The organism is Cupriavidus sp. GW823-FHT06D04 (genome assembly GCF_058795055.1).
Window position 1 is genome coordinate 1 of record NZ_JBXAHL010000055.1, and the last position, 19056, is coordinate 19056.

General features: G+C 60.2%; 13 protein-coding genes and 3 pseudogenes. 6 read left to right on the forward strand and 10 right to left on the reverse strand.

Translation table 11 applies throughout. The annotated features are described in order from the left end of the window. The first annotated feature begins 94 nt into the window (after window positions 1-94). Complete coding sequence (locus tag AC1Q7H_RS36360; RefSeq protein WP_492316726.1) at window positions 95-427, forward strand: LysR family transcriptional regulator; 333 nt, start codon at window positions 95-97, stop codon at window positions 425-427. Between the two features lie 103 nt (window positions 428-530). Here AC1Q7H_RS36360 and AC1Q7H_RS36365 read toward each other — a convergent pair whose 3' ends face one another. The 4 genes and pseudogenes from AC1Q7H_RS36365 to AC1Q7H_RS36380 all read right to left on the reverse strand — a co-directional run bounded on the left by AC1Q7H_RS36365 (window position 531) and on the right by AC1Q7H_RS36380 (window position 4972). After that, window positions 531-1496 (reverse strand): Bug family tripartite tricarboxylate transporter substrate binding protein, encoded by a 966-nt coding sequence (locus AC1Q7H_RS36365; protein ID WP_492316725.1) that lies wholly within the window; start codon window positions 1494-1496, stop codon window positions 531-533. Window positions 1497-1532: 36 nt separating this feature from the next. Next, window positions 1533-2519: an acrylyl-CoA reductase (NADPH) gene (acuI, locus tag AC1Q7H_RS36370; RefSeq protein WP_492316728.1), complete on the reverse strand. Its 987-nt coding sequence runs from the start codon at window positions 2517-2519 to the stop codon at window positions 1533-1535. 93 nt (window positions 2520-2612) lie between these two features. Further along, window positions 2613-3749 (reverse strand): annotated as a pseudogene (locus AC1Q7H_RS36375) (acyl-CoA dehydrogenase family protein); the annotation flags it as partial. Beyond that, window positions 3746-4972 carry a CaiB/BaiF CoA transferase family protein gene (locus AC1Q7H_RS36380; protein WP_492316724.1) on the reverse strand — a complete coding sequence of 409 codons (1227 nt, stop codon included), beginning with the start codon at window positions 4970-4972 and terminating at the stop codon, window positions 3746-3748. The gene AC1Q7H_RS36380 and the pseudogene AC1Q7H_RS36375, both read right to left, overlap by 4 nt. Window positions 4973-5115: 143 nt before the next feature. Here AC1Q7H_RS36380 and gcvA point away from each other — a divergent pair, with 143 nt between their 5' ends. Continuing rightward, entirely contained in the window at window positions 5116-6054 is a 939-nt protein-coding gene (gene gcvA, locus AC1Q7H_RS36385; RefSeq protein WP_492316723.1) for a transcriptional regulator GcvA, read from the forward strand. A 520-nt stretch (window positions 6055-6574) separates the two neighbouring features. Here gcvA and AC1Q7H_RS36390 read toward each other — a convergent pair. From AC1Q7H_RS36390 to AC1Q7H_RS36415, 6 genes and pseudogenes are all read right to left on the reverse strand, one after another. After that, a complete protein-coding gene (locus AC1Q7H_RS36390) occupies window positions 6575-6943 on the reverse strand; it encodes a calcium-binding protein (protein WP_492370404.1) in 369 nt (122 codons plus the stop codon). Window positions 6944-6970: 27 nt separating this feature from the next. Further along, window positions 6971-7213, reverse strand: a complete 243-nt coding sequence (locus tag AC1Q7H_RS36395) for a hypothetical protein (protein WP_492316721.1) — start codon at window positions 7211-7213, stop codon at window positions 6971-6973. A 42-nt stretch (window positions 7214-7255) separates the two neighbouring features. After that, window positions 7256-7471, reverse strand: a complete 216-nt coding sequence (locus tag AC1Q7H_RS36400) for a hypothetical protein (RefSeq protein ID WP_492316720.1) — start codon at window positions 7469-7471, stop codon at window positions 7256-7258. A 12-nt stretch (window positions 7472-7483) separates the two neighbouring features. Further along, a pseudogene (locus tag AC1Q7H_RS36405) lies at window positions 7484-8035 on the reverse strand (transposase); the annotation flags it as partial. A gap of 83 nt (window positions 8036-8118) precedes the next feature. Beyond that, window positions 8119-9636, reverse strand: coding sequence for a group II intron reverse transcriptase/maturase (gene ltrA / locus AC1Q7H_RS36410; protein ID WP_492316719.1), 1518 nt, complete (start codon window positions 9634-9636; stop codon window positions 8119-8121). A 682-nt stretch (window positions 9637-10318) separates the two neighbouring features. Then, a pseudogene (locus tag AC1Q7H_RS36415) lies at window positions 10319-11261 on the reverse strand (transposase); the annotation flags it as partial. A gap of 96 nt (window positions 11262-11357) precedes the next feature. Here AC1Q7H_RS36415 and AC1Q7H_RS36420 point away from each other — a divergent pair. The 4 genes from AC1Q7H_RS36420 (at window position 11358) to AC1Q7H_RS36435 (ending at window position 19004) form a co-directional block, all read left to right on the forward strand. Continuing rightward, a complete protein-coding gene (locus tag AC1Q7H_RS36420; RefSeq protein ID WP_492316718.1) occupies window positions 11358-11537 on the forward strand; it encodes a hypothetical protein in 180 nt (59 codons plus the stop codon). Window positions 11538-12093: 556 nt separating this feature from the next. After that, window positions 12094-13593, forward strand: coding sequence for a group II intron reverse transcriptase/maturase (ltrA, locus tag AC1Q7H_RS36425; protein WP_492316717.1), 1500 nt, complete (start codon window positions 12094-12096; stop codon window positions 13591-13593). A gap of 44 nt (window positions 13594-13637) precedes the next feature. Next, window positions 13638-14654 (forward strand): IS110 family RNA-guided transposase, encoded by a 1017-nt coding sequence (locus AC1Q7H_RS36430; protein WP_492316727.1) that lies wholly within the window; start codon window positions 13638-13640, stop codon window positions 14652-14654. Window positions 14655-15281: 627 nt separating this feature from the next. Further along, window positions 15282-19004 carry a hydantoinase B/oxoprolinase family protein gene (locus tag AC1Q7H_RS36435; protein ID WP_492316716.1) on the forward strand — a complete coding sequence of 1241 codons (3723 nt, stop codon included), beginning with the start codon at window positions 15282-15284 and terminating at the stop codon, window positions 19002-19004. The last annotated feature ends 52 nt before the right edge of the window (window positions 19005-19056 follow it).

The window sequence follows — 19056 nt, forward strand, 5'->3', positions numbered from 1 at the left end:
AGCTTTGCCATCCCTACATCATGCCGCTTGACGCGCGGCGGACGGCGACACGTGTCGCACTTGAAACCGTCTCTAAGTGATTAGCAGGGAGCGAATGGCGATCCAGCACGTCCCGCCGATTCAGTGCTTGGTCACTTTCGAGGCAGTTGCGCGGCTTCGCAGTGCGAGCCGCGCCGCCGAGGAGCTTTTCATCACCACAAGCGCGGTTAACCACAGAATCCGCCAGCTTGAATCGCACATTGGTTTCCAGCTGTTTGGGCGCAGTGATTTCTCCCTTACTGCCGACGGCGCAGCCTACTTGGTCAACGTGAGAAATGGACTGGCGGCGTTGCAGAAAATACCAGCGCGCCAATCCCAAAACACAGTGACAAGGTTGCGGGTTGCGCGCTGGGCGGGTATGTGGAGGCTACCGTGGGTGATGTGCTGAGGGTTGCCAAGGCTGCGCCAGCGGGTAGCCAGCCGCCCAACGGGTAGGCCGCCGGTTTCGGCACTCAGCGGCTGCCCGGCCGCTGAGTGTTGTGCCTACCGCGTTATTGCACCTTGATGTTCGCCTCCCTGATGATTTGCGACCAGCGTTTGTGCTCGCGTCGTACTTGCTGTTCAAACTCTGCAGGCGTGCTGTTGATGATGTTGAAGCCGTCGGATTCCATCCGGGTTTTCACGGCAGCGTCCGCCAGCGTTTTGCGCAGGGCTATCTGGATTTTTTCCTGGATGTTTTTGGGAACACCGGCAGGCACCATCATGCCAATCCATGATTGCGCAATGAAACCCGGCACCACCGAGTCGATGGTCGGCACGGCGGGCAACTGCGACAAAGGTGCCTTGCTGCCGATGGCCACAACGTTGGCTTGGCCGGATTTGGCGTAGCCGATGACGGTTGGCAGGCTGCCAATCACCATATCCACTTCACCACCGAGCAGGGCAGTCAGCATCGGGCCGCCGCCGCGGTACGGAATGTGCGACAGCTGCACGCCAGCCTGACGCTCAAACGCCACGGGGTTCAGGTGGTTGGAGCCACCCACGCCGGACGAGCCGTAGTTCAGCTTGTGGGGGTTGTCTTTGGCGGCTTTCACGAGCGCGGGCAGCGTGGTGAATCCGGATTTCTTCGATGTGACCAGTGCCATGGGCATGGTGCCGATGAGACTCACATAGTCGAACGACTTGAAGGTGTCGTACTTGATGTCGTACAGGCTGCTGTTGACGGCGTGCGAATCGAAGACCAGCAGGAGCGTGTACCCATCCGGTGTTGCGCGTGCGGCCTCATACGTGCCGATGGTTCCGGAAGCACCACCTTTGTTGTCGACCACCACGGTCGCACCGAGGTTCTCGGAGAATTTCTGGGAGATGGCGCGGGCAACATAGTCCACGGAGCCGCCGGGCGGAAACGGCACAATCATGCGCACTGGCCGGTTCGGATAGTCCTGCGCATGCGCGGCAAACGCGCCCAGTGTGACTGCGCCCGCCAGAAGCGCTCCTGCAATGGTCTTCAATTTCACGGCGTGTGTCTCCTCGTTTCGAGTGATGGATGGTTTTTATTGATTGACGTTGACAACGACCCGGCCACGGACTTTACCTGCCAGCAGTTCCGATGCGGTTGTAATGGCATCGTCCAGCCCGATGACGCGGGTGTTCTGCGCGATCACCTCGGGCTGAAGTTCGTTTGCCAGCCGGTTCCACGCGGCGATACGGCGCGTTTGCGAGGCGTACACGCTATCGATGCCGATGAGCGTGACGCCGCGAAGAATGAAGGGCGCCACGGTGGCGGGCAGGTCCATGCCCTGCGCCAGACCGCATGCGGCCACCACGCCGCCGTAGCGGATGCCCGCGACGACGTTGGCCAGCGTGTGGCTGCCCACGCAGTCCACGGCGGCGGCCCAGTTTTCTTTTTGCAGGGGTTTGCCAGGTTCGCTCAGCGTTGCGCGGTTGACGACGGCGCTTGCGCCCAGCGAGCGCAGGTAGTCCGCATCTTCCGGGCGGCCGGTTGATGCCGTGACCATGTAGCCCAGCCGTGCAAGCAGGGCAATGGCAATACTGCCGACGCCGCCGTTGGCACCGGTCACCAGAACCGGCCCGGCTTCGGGCATTACGCTGCGTTCCTGAAGCGCCATTACGCACAGCATGGCTGTGTAGCCCGCCGTACCGATGGACATGGCCTGTTCGGCAGTCATGCCCGCGGGCAGTGGAATCAGCCAGCTAGCCTTTGCCGTGGCGTACTGGGAAAGCCCGCCCCAGCTAGTTTCGCCGGTGCCCCAGCCGTTCAGCAGCACTGCGTCGCCCGCTTTGAAACGCGGGTCGGCGCTGCGCTCCACCACGCCGGCAAAGTCGATGCCTGGCACCATCGGGAAGGTACGCACGATCGGCGCCTTGCCGGTCATGGCGAGCGCGTCCTTGTAGTTGAGCGTGGAGTGGCTCACCCGTACCAGCACTTCGGCGTCCGGAAGGTCGCTCAGTTGCAGGTTCTGTATGTTAACGGCACTGGCGCCGGTTTCCGATTTGGTGATGTAGAGAGCCTTGAACACGGTGGTGGTGCTGTGATGGGTAGAGGTGTCCGGGATGCGTGCGTCTCCGGTCTGCCGAAAGCTGCGCGCAAAACGCTGTGCGATGGAGGCACCAAGCCGGTCGCGCATGATTTCGTTGGTGCCGTCGGCAAGGCAGATGGCCTTGGCGGCGAGCAGCTTGCGCGTGAGGCCATGCTCCTGCGTCATGCCCGCTGCGCCGAACGCCTGAATGCACGCGGAAATTGCCGCGAGCGTTTCGTTGCCCGCATACAGCTTGGCAGTGGCCGCCGCGTTCACGGCGTCGTCCGCGTTCTGCTCGATCAGCGCTGCGGCATGGCGGATGAGCAGCTTGAGGACGTCGTGCGTCATCGCGGCATCCACCAGCGACCAGCGCAAGCCCTGCTGGTTGATGGCGGGCGCGCCAAATACCACGCGCGCCGAGGCGTAGGCCGTCGCCTGCTTCAGCGCGCCGCTCAGCATGCCCGAGGCCATGGCTGCAATGTGGACACGGGCCTTGTTGATGGCGGCCATGGCCTGCTTGAAGCCGGCTCCGGGCGCATAGAGCATGTCGCGGTCGCTCACGATATGCGCATCGAGTTCGAAGCCGCCAATACCGGCGATGGCCAGGCCATCCATATCGTCTCCTTCGATGCGGCGGCACGATGGCGCATTCAGGTTGACGATGAAGCAGGCAATGCCATGCACACCGAGGCGCGCATCCGTCTGCGCGAAAACCAGCGCGATGTCCGCGCCTTTTGCGCTGGCGGCCCACTTCTTGGTGCCGCTCAGTTCCCAGCCGCCATCCACTTTGCGGGCATGGGTGCGAATGGCCGCGAAATCGCTCCCCGCAGCATCTTCCGACATGGCAGTGCAGCCGATCAGGTCGCCGCGCAGCATGGCGGGCACATAGGCCGCGCAAGCCTCTTCCGTGGCGCCTTCGGCAATGCGGAGAATAGCGTTGTGGTGATTGATGAAGGCAAAGGCAAACGCAAGATCTACCTCGGCCAGTTCATCAGCAATGTGCGTGCGCACGGTGAAGGGAAGGCCTAGGCCGCCGTATTCTTTGGAAACCTCGATACCGGCCAGTCCCTGCTTGCAGGCGAGGCGCAATGCGGGGCCAGCCCATGTCTGCTGTGACGAAGGCTGGGCAGAGAGCGGGGCGATGATATCCAGTGCAAACTGCCGCGCGGTCTGGCGCAATTTCACGGCAGCGGCTTCCCACCATGCGCCTGTGTGGAGTGCGTCTGTCATGCTGCATTTCCCTGTGTAGTAGAGACAGTGGCGGCAGTGGCGGTGCGGATGACGCCAGCTTGTGAAAGCTCTGCAATGCGGGCGCTGGAGTATCCGGCAATCCGCGTGAGCGCCTCTTCCGTGTCTGCGCCTAGCGCGGGCGGGTAGGCCAGTTCGGGCATATCGGCATACTTGAACGGGTTGCCGAGCATGCGCACGGTGGCGTCGCCTTTCCGCTTGCTGACCGTTTCCACCATCTGGCGGGCTTCGATCAACGGGTGCTGCAGCGCTTCGTCCACGTTCATGACCACGGCTGCAGGCACGCGGCCTGCCTTGAAAATGCTGAGCCATTCGGCGGACGGGCGCGTGGCAATGGCCGCGCTGAGCGCCTGCGTGAGTTCGCCCACATTGCGGATGCGCGAGGCACCGTCCTTGAAGCGGTCGTCGTCTGCGAGTTCCGCCTGCCCGATGGTTTCGCACAGCTTCCGCCAGAATGCTTCGCCGGTTGGTGCAAGGGCAATCCATTTGCCGTCTGCCGCAAGGTAGATGTCGCTCGGCGCAATCATGGCGTGCCGTGCGCCGGTGGCCTGCGGTGCCGGGCCGCCGCCGAGCCAGCTCTGCGCCTGCCACGTGAGCATGGCCACCTGCGCGTCGAAGAGGGAAATCTGGATGTGCGCGCCTTCGCCGGTGGTCAATGCCTTCACCATGGCAGCGGTTGTGGACAACGCCAGATACAGGCCGCCCGCCAGATCCGCAACCTGATACCCCACACGGGATGGCTTGCCGCCTTCCTGACCCGTGATGCTCATCACGCCCGACATGGCCTGCAGCATCAGGTCGAAAGCCGGTGCATCGGCGTACTCGCCTTTGTCGTCCAGCCCCACGATCTGCGCCACCACAATGCGCGGGTTGATGTGGCGCAGGGTCTCGAAATCCACACCCAACCGCTTTGGCACGGAAGGCGCAAAGCCATAGATCACGGCATCGGCTTTGCGCACCAGATCATCGAATGCCTGTTTGCCTTCCGGCGATTTCAGGTCGATGGCCACGCTGCGCTTTCCGCGATTCACCGAGAGAAAGAACGGAGAATCGCTGGTGTCTGTTACGGGAGGAATCTGGCGTGCGTAGTCGCCGTCGAGGGTCTCGATCTTGATCACTTCCGCGCCCAGTTGCGCAAGCAACTGTCCGCCGAACGGGCCGCCAAGCACCCAGCTCAGATCTAGAATCAACTTACTTGAAAGCATTTTTTCTCCATCTTGATTTTAGAAAGCCTCACATCAACGCGCCATGGAATGTGAGGTAATGGCTCGTTCTCAGTTTAAACATCGGTTGTAAGCGGGCACAATTGATTTAAACTGACGTCTCATGTGAGGATTTCTAACACTGTATGCAACGACTTCCCCCGCTGAATTCCATCCGCGCATTTGAAGCTGCGGGCCGGCTGCGCAGTTTCTCGAAGGCGGCAGACGAGCTGTCGGTCACGCATGGCGCCGTCAGTCATCAGGTCAAATCGCTGGAAGAGTGGCTTGGCGTGAAGCTCTTTCGCCGGCTGGGTAAGTCGGTCGAGCTGACCGATCAGGGGCGGCTGTATCTGGACTCCATCAGCCCGGCGATTTCGGTGATTGCCTCTGCGTCGCGCAGGATCAGCGCGCACGAGGTGATCCGGGTGAATGCGCTGCCGACATTCACCATGCGCTGGCTGTTTCCGCGCCTTGCGCAGTTTCGTGCGCGGTATCCCAACATCGAGGTTCAGATTTCGACCGGGCTGGAGCCCATGAGCAAGCTGCCTGCCAACATCGATGTGGTAATCCGCCGCGAGCCGCATGAAGTTGTGGGGCTCAACAAGATGCGCGTGCTTTCGGAGTGCTCGTTTCCGGTGTGTTCTCCCTCGCTGCTCAGGCAGCGGCCCTTGCGGAGCATTACCGACCTCAGTCACCACACCATCCTGCATTGCCCCGCAAGGCGCACGGCGTGGGAAGACTGGCTCGCAGCGGCGCATCACAGCCGGGTGGTGCCGGAGCAGTCGCTGGAACTCGAGCACCTGTATTTCTGTCTTCAAGCAGCAATTGATGGTATTGGTGTTGCCATGGGGTACTCGCCTCTTGTGGTGAACGACATTGCATCGGGCCAGCTTGTGGCGCCGTTTGGCAACCTAACGCTGGACTCGCCCGGCTACTTCATCATCACACGCAATGAACGCCAGCACGACCCTGTCGTCAAGACGTTTTTCGAATGGCTGATGGAGGAGGGCGCGAGTTTCGACAGTGAGTTCGCCAGCGTGTTTGCGGCCGCTCAGGCAACCCAGGTGGCTCAAGCAGTGTCATGATCCGGCGAGCCTTGTTTTCAACGCTTTGATTGATGGATTTCTACCGGCATATCAGGATGAAGGACCGACCAGCTCGGGAAACCTGGTAATTGCGTCGCCGCCCTGGCGTAGCCGCAGCGCCGGCGTGCCAGTGGCTACCAGTGTCGATGGCGATGTAAATCCGCACAAATCTGGCTGCGTCAAAGGTCGGCGGCATCCCGTGCGCAAACGGCGAGATTCGGCACACGTCTTCCTCGGGATGCCATGATAAGGATGGAGAGGGAGTCGACGCGGGGCGCGTAGACAGTCGTGGTAGAAAGGCGGTTTGCCGAAGAAACAGGCGCGGCACCGGCCACCAGACCTCGCTCGTACGGCCAGGACGAAGCTGGCGGGCTCGCCCACGTTTGTCAACAAGCAGAAGAATGGTGGTAGTGGGGTATCCGTCAGCAGAACCCATGTTGACCTGGGAATACTGCTCCGGCAGTTCATTGGCATTGTGGAGGGCGTCGGATGCTATGGCATCACGGCTGACGATCTGATGTCAGAACTGATAGCCACGGTCCCGCCAGTACTGCCAATCAGCAATGGCCTGCTGCGTCATCTCGTCGCTCTCCAGTGGCACGAGTTGCACTAGTGGTACAGCAAGCTTGCGCTTGTCCCATCGTATCCACACGAAGACTTCAGACTCGCACACGTCCTCCGGCGCCATTGCGATCACCTGAACCCGGTCGCCGGGGTTGAGCAGCGAGGTTGGCGATCGCTTGCGAACCTCTGCTTCAAACGGGACAGTGAGTTGCTCCTCGAGGTAGTAATACCATGTCATCGACCGCTCCTCTGAACTGTAAGCGTCGACGACTATCTCCATCGTGATTCGGTGTTCACGATCTTGGTCGGACTTGGGTCTAGGCATTCTTATTGTGCGAATGGCGAAGCATACTCAGAGATCGACGACCTTGCGCAGTAGCGCGAAGGAGACACGCCAGTGACCTTCGTTCGGGTCGCACTGAATGGAGGCGGTCTTCTGGTTGAGGCGCACGATGGTGCCGATGCGTTCGCGCAGGTGCTGGTCGGTGAAGCTGACAGTATCGCCGACGAGGAAGTCCGCACGCTGCGCCCGGGGTGGCGGCGGCGGTGAAGCGTGCGGCGGTTGCTGTGCGGCGGTAGTGGGCTCGGCGAGCACGGAGGCTTAGGGCAAGCTCCAGTGTCGGCCACTGGCGATGTCCTAGACCACAGCCTGGGTCTGACGCAACTCAAGGATGCGCCCTTGGCGCATCGGCTGGGTAAGGTCGTCGGCAACGTAGCCGACAGTCATGCCGATATGCAGGTGCCTGCGGACTTCGAGGATACGCTTGGGATCGTTGATCATCCCCCCGATGGTCAGATACAGGCGGTATAAGTCGGCACTCGGGGCTAGGCGCAGGGCGTCAAGGATGTCCATGACGCGCAGTTAACTCCAGTTCCGCGTCGGCCCGGACCAACGCTCGGGCGTTCTGGCCTTAGCCTCAGCATAGACCGCTTCACGGTGCGCCAGGACCGCCGCGGCTACGCCACCGTGGCGCTGCACCGGTGTCACGAATCTCAGTCCACTATGCTTGTGCTCGTGGTTGTACCAGCGCACGAATCGCTGCGTCCATGCGCGTGCCTCGTCCACGCTGTCGAACGCCTGGCGCGGGTAGTCCGGCCGATATTTGCAGGTTCGGAACAACGACTCCGCGTAGGGGTTGTCATTGCTCACGCGCGGCCGGTTGAACGAAGCGACCACCCCCAGGTTTTCCAGGGTGGCCAGCATCGTCGCGCCCTTCATTGGACCGCCGTTATCCGAGTGCAGAACCAGAGGACGTCCTGCCAGACCTTCGGCCAAACTGGCTCGCCGCATGAGCAACGCCGCCAACTCCGCCGATTCCGCCCGATGCACATCATGACCGACGATCTTGCGGCTGAACACGTCCAGTATCATGTACCAGTAGTAATACTGGCCCTTGATTTCCGCTGGCAGTAGAGTAAGAGACAGGGCGTAGTCGGACTATTTCCCTGTCTCTCCTCTCCGAACCGGACTTGCGCCTCTCAACGCATCCGGCTCTCCGTTCAAGTGTTGCTCATAGCAAAGGCGACATCGGGGTAACGCGACTCGATGGTACGGCGTGTCTCGTCGCGCAGGATGTACGGATTTTCCATCAGGGTGCGCCAGGTAAAACGACCTTTGCGACTGGTAACCAGACGCCGAAGCGCCACCGCTCCATACCATCCCCGACTATTCAGGCCCTCCAACACCCATGTTTTCGCCTGTCCCGGCGCTGGCGCCAGAACATGGTCGCGCATCAGCGAGCGGAATCCCCGCCTATATTTGCGCGCAAGCCAGTACCCGAACTTCCAGAAGACAGATCGGTCCAGCTTTTTGAACATGGTGGCTGTGTAGTCGGTGTATTGATAGAAGGCAGCCCAGCCAACGATCTGCCGATTCAGGCTTTCCATCAGGTCCATCCGGTTCATGCCGTAGTTGCCCGACAGTTGCTTGACGAGCCTCCCGGCAAAGCCGCGATACTTCTCCCACGGTATGGTCGTCACAGGCCTCATGCTGCCGCGTGGCCCACGCTTGCGAATGATCCGGTGGCCGAGGAAGACAAAGCCGTCGTTCACATGCGTGATATGGGTTTTCTCCATATTCAGCGTGAGTTTCAACTCGCCTTCAAGGAACCCACGACATGCTTCTCGTACTGCCTCGGCATGTTCGCGTGTGCCCTTTACCACAATCACAAAGTCGTCCGCGTATCGACAGTAGGCCACTGCTGGCTTCCACTGCCGGCTTTCTCGAACAGCAATGGGTCGCTGTTTAAGAATTGCGAAGTTCCACGCCCACCGATCCTTCCGCACTTTCTTGTTCAGGTAGTTCCGTTCCATCCACGCATCGAACTCATGCAACATGATGTTGGATAAGAGAGGCGAGATGACACCGCCCTGAGGAACGCCTTCGCTTGCAGCACGAAACAGCTCGCGATCAACACAACCCGCCTTGATGAACTTCCAGAGCAGGGCAAGAAAGCGCTGATCGGCAATCCGCTTGCGAATCCCCTTCATAAGCAGCCGATGATGAACCGTATCAAAGTAGCTGGCGAGGTCGCCCTCGATAACCCAACGTCCCGCAGTACTTTGTTCACCGCTGTCTTGTAGCTGGAGCTTCACCGCGCGAATCGCGTGATGTACGCTACGGGCAGGCCTAAAGCCATATGAAGCCGGGTGGAAATCGCTCTCCCATATCGGCTCCATCGCCATCAACATTGCCCGTTGCACGATCCGATCCCGCAGGCTCGGTATGCCGAGAGGTCTGAGTTTTCCGTTCGCTTTCGGTATGTACACGCGTCGTGCAGGCAGCGGACTATATGAGCCCGTCAGCAACTCGTCGCGTATCGTCGCCAGTTCATGCTGGAGATTCTCCTCCATCATGCACTTGTCGACCCCGTCCACGCCCGGCGTGCGGGCTCCACTGGAGGCCAGTGTAATGCGAGCCGCTTCGCTCAGCCAATCCCTATTGGCAATCAGTCTCAGGAGTCGATCGAACTTTCGCTCTTTGTCCTCCGTCGACCATGTCGCCAGTTTGCTTTGCATTTCACTGATTATCAAAGGTCTTCACCTCACTAAAGTCAGCTAATTAACCAAACAAACCACTTCAACTGCCTCCCTTCGCCATGTGGCCGGCTTTCCCGACCTCGGACTACTACGGAGGCTCCGCCAGTTTGCACATCATCGGGGGCACACTCCCTTGGCATCTGTGCAAACCTTCCCCAGTTCACATGCTGGACTCAACGCATGGGCGAGGTTGCCTGTCGCAGTCTTTATCCTTGCTTGCCGCAAGTCGTCGCGAACACCACGGTCTAGCTGCGCGCTCCCCATGGCTCCTTGCTGCTCGGCTTACATATCCAAGTAGCATTCGTGCCACCGGGCCATGGATGTGCCCGGTAACAGCTCGCGTCATGCCCATCAAGCGGTGTGGGCAGGGGTGACATTTCAACCCTCAGATGCGTTTCAACAGGTTCGTGTTCCTCAACCGTCCCATGCTCAGCCTAGAGACTCATCTTGGCGTAACCGCTTCGCCGCAAGCCCCGTTTCCCACGGACTACGTCACCCTGCCAGTGTCAGCAGGTCACCGCCGCTTCGGCTCACTTCCTCTCGCAGCAGAGGAAGGGCATGCCCCGGTACTGCACAATTTCAATTCCGCCGGGTCCTGCATTCCAAACATGCTCAAGCAGCTTCACCCCCAAACGGGCGGGCTACGCTGGCTGGGCGTACTCCAGGTAATGTCCCAGCTCCACACCTGATTGGGTCCGGTGGCGCAATGGCTGGTCACCACCCGGGCCGAGGGCTTGCGTGCACGACCGCGGTGATGCTGCCGCGACGTGCTACGCAAGACACGATAAAAGCTCGACTCCGAGGCCACGTACCGGCCGCGGTCCGCCAGCGTCGGTACGATCTGGCTGGGCGGCAAACTGGCAAACTCCACGCTGTTGGCCACCTCAAGAATCTGCTGGCGTTCCGGCTCGCTTAGCTTGCTGGCTGGCGCTGGCCGCTCAGTGGTGGTGCGAGCATCTGCGACCACCTCGTCGCCATCCCGAACCCAGCGCTGGAAGGTGCGCAGGCTCAGACCCAACTCGTCGCGAGCCTGCGTCAGTCGGCAGCCAGAGTGTTCTGCCTCTCGAATCAGCGATATACACAACAGGCGATCTGGGACGCTGATCAGTCGTCCTCTATTTCTCCCCAAATCGTCTGGGCTTTTTTTTCTCAGGATGAGCAGTGCGGCCGCTTCCGCCAGCGCCTTCTCCTTTCGCTGTAATTCCTTCTCAAGCTGCTGGATGCGCTTCTTGTCACCTTTCGACTGAAGCCGTTGCTCTCGCGCCTGCTCACCTGCGTTGGCATTGGCCGATCGACAGACCTCTCGCCAGGCAGCGATCTGCTACGCATAAAGACCCTTGCGGCGGCAATACTCGGCCAATTCCGCTTCATTGAGCGGCGCGGTTTCCAGCACCACCGCAAACTTGTCTTCCGAGGACCAGGCCTCGGGGTTCTTTCCATCTCCCGGCACCGGGACTCCTTGCGCTTTCATCTGTCGACGCCAAGCATACAGCGTCTGCTCAGTGATTCCAGTCTCCCTTGCCAGCGCCGACACCAACGCGTTCTCGGGGGGGCATCATGCGGCGCAACAGTGCTTCCTTTCTCTCTGCTGAATAGGCTCTCATTCACTCTGACTCTACCGCCCCCAGACTGGGTCAATCGAGATCAGGTAACACGACAAATGGAATGAACGCCCCCACCTACCGGATATGTGTCGAAAAATGAGCGACTCCTCACATTCCGACGGCATCAATTTGGCCAAAATGGGGAAGATCATTGACTTCTTCACCGGAGAGTTCGAAATGAAGCGTACGACGGTCGGGGTGGATATCGCGAAGAATGTCTTCGTGCGACCTGCAAGTCGCCTGAATTTCTGTTTCACAGGAGAACGTATGGCCTGACGAAACCGGTTGTTCCATCAACCGTTCCCTACCCAGACATGCGGAGCCGGTAACAGCTCGGTGTGAAGCTCTGGGGACAACGTAGCCGCCGGATAACCGGTACGCCCAGCCGCGAGGCGAAGCGGAATCTGCCAGCACGAAGGCGGAGAGGAGCAAGGGATGAGTGGGTACGACCAACATATGTGAACTTCTGATAAACGTCGTGATCTTTGACAAGCCAAACGTGCTGACAGGCTTGAACCAAAACGGTATGCGGTGAGGAGTGGTCTTTGAATACTGGGCCACCATGGACAACCAGCCGCCGGCGAAGAGGAAGGGTCCGCCCCGCTCGGAGATTCATGCGGAACAGGGTAAGCCCATCATGCTGCCGGTGACGGCAGGCGAACCGTAAGGAACGCTGTTGGCGTGGTGGGTAAAGGAACGCGGAGAAAGCGAACGCCCGGCTGTAATGGCCGGGATACGGGCTGCAACATTGCCCGACACGAAAGTGGGCAGACTTCCGCAGGGTCATTCATGGCGAGAGAACTTTGACCAACCGTTATACGAGGGAAAGCAGATGACGGCGTACGATGCGAAAGTGTCGGGAGCTGGTGCGTCCTCGCACGCTGCACAGATGTGGGATCAGGCGAACTGGCCGCACATTGAGGCAGAGGTGAAACGGCTTCAGGTGCGTATCGCCAAGGTGGTCCGGGAAGGCCGATGGGGCAAGGTGAAAGCCTTGCAACGTCTGCTGACCCGCTCGCATAGCGGCAAGATGTTGGCCGTGAAGCGTGTGACGGAAAATCGCGGTAAGAGGACGCCGGGGGTGGATGGCAGGATATGGTCGTCCCCGGCGGCCAGATGGAACGGAATGGTGTCGCTACGTCATCGCGGCTATCGGGCGATGCCGCTGCGGCGGGTTTACATTCCCAAGAGTAACGGCAAGAAGCGTCCGTTAGGAATTCCTTGTATGCGGTGCCGGGCGATGCAGGCTTTATGGAAGCTCGCTCTGGAACCCGTCGCGGAGACTCTGGCGGATGCCAATTCCTACGGCTTTCGGTCCGGACGCTCGACCGCCGATGCCATCGAGCAGTGCTTCAACGTTCTGGCTAAGCGTGCGTCGCCAGAATGGGTTCTGGAGGGTGACATTCGAGGCTGTTTCGACAACTTCAGTCATTCCTGGTTCCTGGAGAACGTACCGATGGATAAGGGGGTTCTGCGAAAGTGGCTTCAGGCCGGATATATCGATGAGGGAACTCTGTTCGAGTCGCGGGCGGGTACACCCCAAGGGGGTGTTATCTCGCCCGTAATCGCGAATATGGCGCTGGATGGGCTTGAAGCGGCAGTCCATGCAAGTGTGGGAACATCCAAACTTGCTCGCAGCAAGGCTCAGCTCAACGTCGTCCGTTATGCCGATGACTTTGTGGTGACTGGCGTGTCGAGAGATGTGCTGGAATCCCGGGTGCTTCCCGCGGTCAGGCAGTTTATGGCCGCCCGAGGTCTGGAACTCTCGGAAGAGAAGACCAGGATCACCAACATAGCGGAGGGTTTCGATTTCCTTGGCCAAAACGTGCGCAAGTACGGCGGCAAACTGCTGATCAAGCCAGCGAAGAAAAGTATCAAATCGCTGCTCGACAAGGTCAGGGAAGTCATCAAGGGCAACGCGAGTGTCACCCAAGAGGCGTTGATCCGTAGGCTGAACCCGATCATTCGGGGTTGGACTATGTATCATCGCCACGTCGTGGCAAAAGCGACCTTCTCAACGATCGACTCGCACATCTGGCACCTGCTCTGGAAGTGGGCAAGACGTAGGCACCCCACGAAAGGAGCCCGGTGGGTCAGGAAACGTTACTTCCGGTGTGACGGACATCGGTCCTGGGATTTTGCAACGAAGGGTTCGACCGAGGATGACACCTGCGGCCTGCAACTCTTCCGCGCAGCGACGGCCGCCATCCAGCGCCACATCAAAATCCGGGGACTGGCTAATCCGTTTGATCCGGCATGGGACATCTACCTTGCCCGCCGTCGAACCGCGAAACGTTCCACCGGGCTGTCCGGTGCCACCCAGTGGCGCTGAAGGAATGGCTTGAGCCGGATGCGGGGCGACCTGCACGTCCGGTTCTGAGGGGGCGGCGGCGCAGTAATGCGTCGCTGCTACCCGACCAACTTCACTGGGTAGATGCTGACACAGGCGAAATCGTGAACAAGCAACTGAAGCGCGCCGTGTTCCTCGAGCATTTTGCGAATCGCGAACCGTGTCTTATTGGAATGGAGGCCTGTGGCGGTGCCCAGCACTGGGCACGGCGATTGATCGAGATGGGCCATCAAATCAAGCTGATGCCGGCGAAGTTCGTCAAGGCATTCGTGATCGGCAATAAGAATGACCCGGCGGATGCGCGTGCGATCTGGATGGCCACACAGATGCCAAGCAAGGCCGTCGCAGTGAAGACCGAAGCGCAGCAGGCCGTATTGGCGCTGCACCGGTTGCGGCAACAGAAGGTCAAGTTCAGGACGATGCAGATGAACAGTCTGCGGGGGTTGCTATCCGAATACGGCGAGGTGATGGCCAAGAGCCGCGCCGCACTGGACAAGGCGATCCCCGGGGTCCTGGCAAGGCTCGCGGAGCGTCTGCCAGCAATGCTGATCGAATCGTTACGCGAACTGTGGAATGACCTTGAGCGCCTCGACAAGCAAATCGCAGAGATTGAACGGCGCTTGCAAACGTGGATGAAAGAAGACAAGGCGTGCAAAGCAATCGCCGCGATCCCGGGCGTTGGCTTGCTGACAGCGACGGCCACTGTCGCGAGCATGGGTGACGCGAAGGCGTTCAAGTCCGGGCGCGAGTTTGCCGCCTGGCTCGGTCTCGTACCCAGGCAGACTGGCACCGGCGGAAAAGTCCAGCTACTGGGGATTAGCCGGCGCGGCGACACATATGTGCGCACGCTTCTGATCCACGGCGCACGTAGCGTGCTCTCCCACGCGAAAAATGCCGGAACCTGGGCCGAACAAATGCAGAAACGACGACCGGCGAACGTGGTCACCGTAGCACTGGCCAACAAGATGGCTCGAACTATCTGGGCCATCCTCGCGCATGACAGGCCATACAAGCGGGATCACGTGAGCATACAACCGGCTTGACTCGAAAATAGTACTGGGGGTAGCTGCGAAGATTACAGGGGTGACGTCGAAAGGTTGCGTTGGCAATCGAGTGTGATGACAAGACAGGTCGGACCGGGATTCGCGAAACCTGAAGAATAGTTAGAGCGTTCAGCTCGTGCGACAAATTAGGAGCGAGTCAGCGGATTTCATCGGGGCCAGCAGCTCGTATGCTGCAGAAAGGCCGCATATAAAGCTGCAACCTATCCTGTCGAATCAGAACACAAGAAAACCTAGCGCATCGGGGGCGTTCATATAAACTATTCTGACGCCGGGGGTTAGTAGCGCGAAGCCCTCTGCAGCGAGCGATGAAAGACCGTCCAAAGCCTCACTTCCGCCTTTGGCATCATTAATAGGTGGCACCCGGCACTGAGGAGAGCAGCCATGACACCATGGCTCTCGACCGAGCAAATATGCAGGATACGGCACTCCCAGTACGTAAGTTCCGCAATCCTCAATGTTCCGCCGAATCAATACTCCTACGGCAAACCTCGGTTCATACAATGAGCGGCAATGCATTGTATTGATCAAGTAACGGTACGCCGAGGCTATATCTCCCGTCTCCATCGAGAAATAGCCCCGTACGTCACGGCGAGGAGTTTTCAATAAATGGCCAGGCTGGGTATTGACATTGGTGGTACGTTCACCGATTTCGCACTTGAGACTTTTCACGATGGCGCCGTGCGTCACCACTTCCTCAAGGTACTTACAACGCCCCACGCACCAGAAGTTGCAGTTGTGGAAGGCACCCGCCAGATACTGGCTGCAGCGGGCCTTCAACCGGCTGATGTCAAAAGCCTCGTGCACGGCACGACATTGGCGACCAATGCAGTCATCGAGCGTCGTGGCGCACGCATCGCGTTCCTTACGACAGAGGGGTTTCGCGATACCCTGGAAATGGGCAACGAAAGCCGGTACGACCATTATGACCTCCATGTAGAAAAGCCAGAGCCGCTCGTCCCACGTTACCTGCGGCTGACAGTGCGGGAGCGCCTGGCGTCAGATGGCAAGATCCTGGTTCCCCTGGATGAGGAGGGCTTGCGAGAACTGTTGCCGACGCTGGATGAAACAAAGGTGGAAGCTGTCGCGATCGGGTTCTTGCATAGCTTTGCCAATCCGGAACACGAACGTCGGGCTGCGGAACTGCTGCGCGCATGGCGTCCCGGGATACGCGTTTCCCTGTCCTGCGAAGTCGCGCCTGAAATTCGCGAGTACGAACGCTTTGCCACCGTTTGCGCGAACGCCTACGTCCAGCCCGTCATGGCGGGATACCTGGAGCGCCTTGAGCGCGAAATGGAGACCCTCGGCATCGCCGCGCCATTGATGTTGATGCTCTCCAATGGCGGCTTGTGTGAAGCCGAAGTAGCGCGACGCTTTCCGGTGCGCTTGCTCGAATCAGGGCCGGCAGGCGGAGCCATTCTCGCCGCCCATGTTGCGCGAACGCTCAAGCTGGATCGTGCGCTGCTCGTCGACATTGGCGGGACGACAGCGAAACTCTGCTTTATCGATAATGGCGTGCCCCAGACTGCGCGCTCAATGGAAGTCGCGCGTATCGCCCGTTTTAAGGCCGGAAGCGGCATCCCGCTGCGCTTTCCAGTCATCGAACTGGCTGAGATCGGCGCCGGTGGCGGCTCCATCGCGCACCGGGACACGCTCGGACGGCTGCAGGTGGGACCTGAAAGTGCCAGTTCGGTGCCAGGGCCTGCTTGTTATGGCCGAGGCGGCACAGTACCCACGGTCACGGACGCACACCTGCTGCTGGGCAGAATCGACCTCGACGAATTTGGCGGCGGCAAGATGAAGCTCGATCCAGGCGCAGCCCTGCGTGCGTATGAACAACTGGGCGATGCGCTCGGCATGTCAGCCCAGGACGCCGCCTGGAGCGTGTGTGAAATTGTCGATGAGAACATGGCCAGTGCGGTGCGCGAACACGCCGTGGAAGTCGGCAAGGGACTCGATGGCCGCACCCTCATCGCGATTGGCGGCATGGCCCCGCTCCATGGCGCTCGCCTCGCCGCCAAACTGGGGCTGGACCATGTGATCGTCCCTGTCGGCGCGGGTGTGGGCTCCGCATTGGGCTTTCTCCGGGCGCCTGTCTCTTTCGAAGCCACCCGCAGCGTCCTTCTTTGCACGGCGCAATTCGATCCCGATTCGGCCAATGCCATCGCCGATGCCCTCATCGCAGACCTGCGTCAGCTGGTTCGCCGAGCTGCCTCGACGCAGCCCATGACAGAGCATCGCATGGCCTGGATGCGCTACCAAGGCCAAGGCCACGAGATTCGTGTCCAATTGCCGTCCCGGCGGTTCCACGCTGGTGACGGCGAATCCCTGAGGCAGGCCTTTGAGGCGGCCTACGAGGCATCCTACGGCCGCACGGTCGAAGCAGGACAGGTTGAGATCCTCGGCTGGACCATCCGGGTTGAAGCCTCGGACGTCCAGGCGACACCCGCTCCCATGCCTGGGCACTCACCCGCAGCCAGGACGATGGGAGCGGCGTCTCCCAGATTCCGCGATGCGTTCGACCAAGGTGCGAGAACCTGGGAAAGCTACGCGGTTCATCGCATTGCCGAGCTCCGGCTGGCCGATCCTCTACCGGCGCCGGCTCTGCTCGCAACTAATGAAACAACGGTCGTGGTACCGCTGGGTTTCACCTTTGCACTTGGGACGACCGGAGAGGTCCAGCTCCTGCGCTATCAGGCGTCCGGCGCCCAAGGCACCGCTATCGCCCGAGCCGAAATGCCTGCCAGCATCCGCCTGCAAGTCCTGTGGGACCGACTCAATGCCCTGGTTGAAGAGCAGGCACGCACCATGATGCGGACAGCATTCTCGCCGACCGTACGGGAAGCCGGCGACCTGGCAGCCGGACTCTTCGATTTGCAGGGACGCCTTGTCGTTCAGGCGGTTACCGGAACACCGGGCCACGTGAACTCCCTTGCCGCATGCACGGTGCACTTCCTGAAGAAGTACCCGCTCGCGGAAATGAGTGAAGGCGACCATTTCATTACCAATGACCCGTGGCTTGCCTCGGGGCACCTGCACGACATTACTGTGTTGTCGCCCGTATTTCAGGCTGGCCGGCCCATCGGCTTCTTTGCCTGTACCTGTCATCAGGTCGACATCGGCGGCCTTGGCATGGGGCCGGACGCAAAATCCGTATATGAAGAAGGCCTTCAGATTCCAATGCTCAAGCTGGCGCGAAAAGGCCAGCTGAATGAAGACCTTCTGGAGATGGTGCGAGTCAATGTGCGTCAACCCGAGGCAGTGATTGGCGACATCCTTTCCTACGTCACCGCCAATGAGAGCAGCGGCAGGCGATTGGTGGCAACACTGGATGAGCTGGGTGAAGCGGGGCTGGAAAGGATAAGCGCCTTTGTTTGCGAACGCTCCGCCGCCGGCATGCGCGCAGCGATCGAGAAACTGCCGCGTGGTACGTTTCACCACAGCATGGAGCTCGATGGCTACGATACTCCAGTGCATATCGAATGCCAGGTCACGATCTCCGAAGATGGCGTTTCAGTGACCTTCGATGGCACTTCCGCCGCCAGTCAGCGTGGAATCAATCTGGTTCTGAATTACACGCGGGCCTATGCCTCCTTCGGAGTCAGGGCGGCGGTCGCGCCGTCCGTTCCCAACAATGCCGGTTCGCTTGCGCTTGTCGAGGTCAATGCCCCGGTGGGCTCGATTCTCAATGTGGAGCGCCCGGCCCCGGTCTGCGCACGACATATCATCGGGCAATTTCTGCCGGAAGTCGTTCTGGGAGCGCTTGCGGCTGCGATGCCTGACAGCGTGCCGGCAGAGGGTGCGGCATGCAACTGGGGCCTCCAGTTGCGTGGCACCAGCGAGCAACAGCAGGGATTCGAAATCCTGTTCTTCAACTCCGGAGGATCAGGTGCGCGTCCGAACAGCGACGGGCTCTCCGCAACTTGCTTCCCAAGCGGCATCCGTTCCATCCCAGTGGAGATCTGCGAAAGCGTTGCTCCCATCGTCATATGGAAAAAGGAGCTGCTGCCCGGATCGGGAGGCGCCGGCAAATGGCGAGGCGGCCTGGGTCAGCGCGTGGAAGTGTCCACCCGTGACGGCTCTTCATTCCAGTTCTTTGGTCTCTTTGACCGTGTGCGCAACCCTGCGAGAGGCCGCAATGGTGGCATGGACGGGGCACCGGGATGGGTTGGCCTCACCACCGGCGAGACCCTCAAGTCGTTAGGCTTGCAGACGGTTCGCTCCGGCGAAGTGTTGCGCATCGATGTTCCCGGCGGCGCGGGCTTTGGCAGCGCCGAAGCGCGTGACAACGACGCGCGTCACCGCGACTCGGAAATGGGGTACGTAGCATGAAAAGCGGCGTGGTGATAAGCACCCGAGGCGGCTGGCAAAGGCTTGCGCCGGC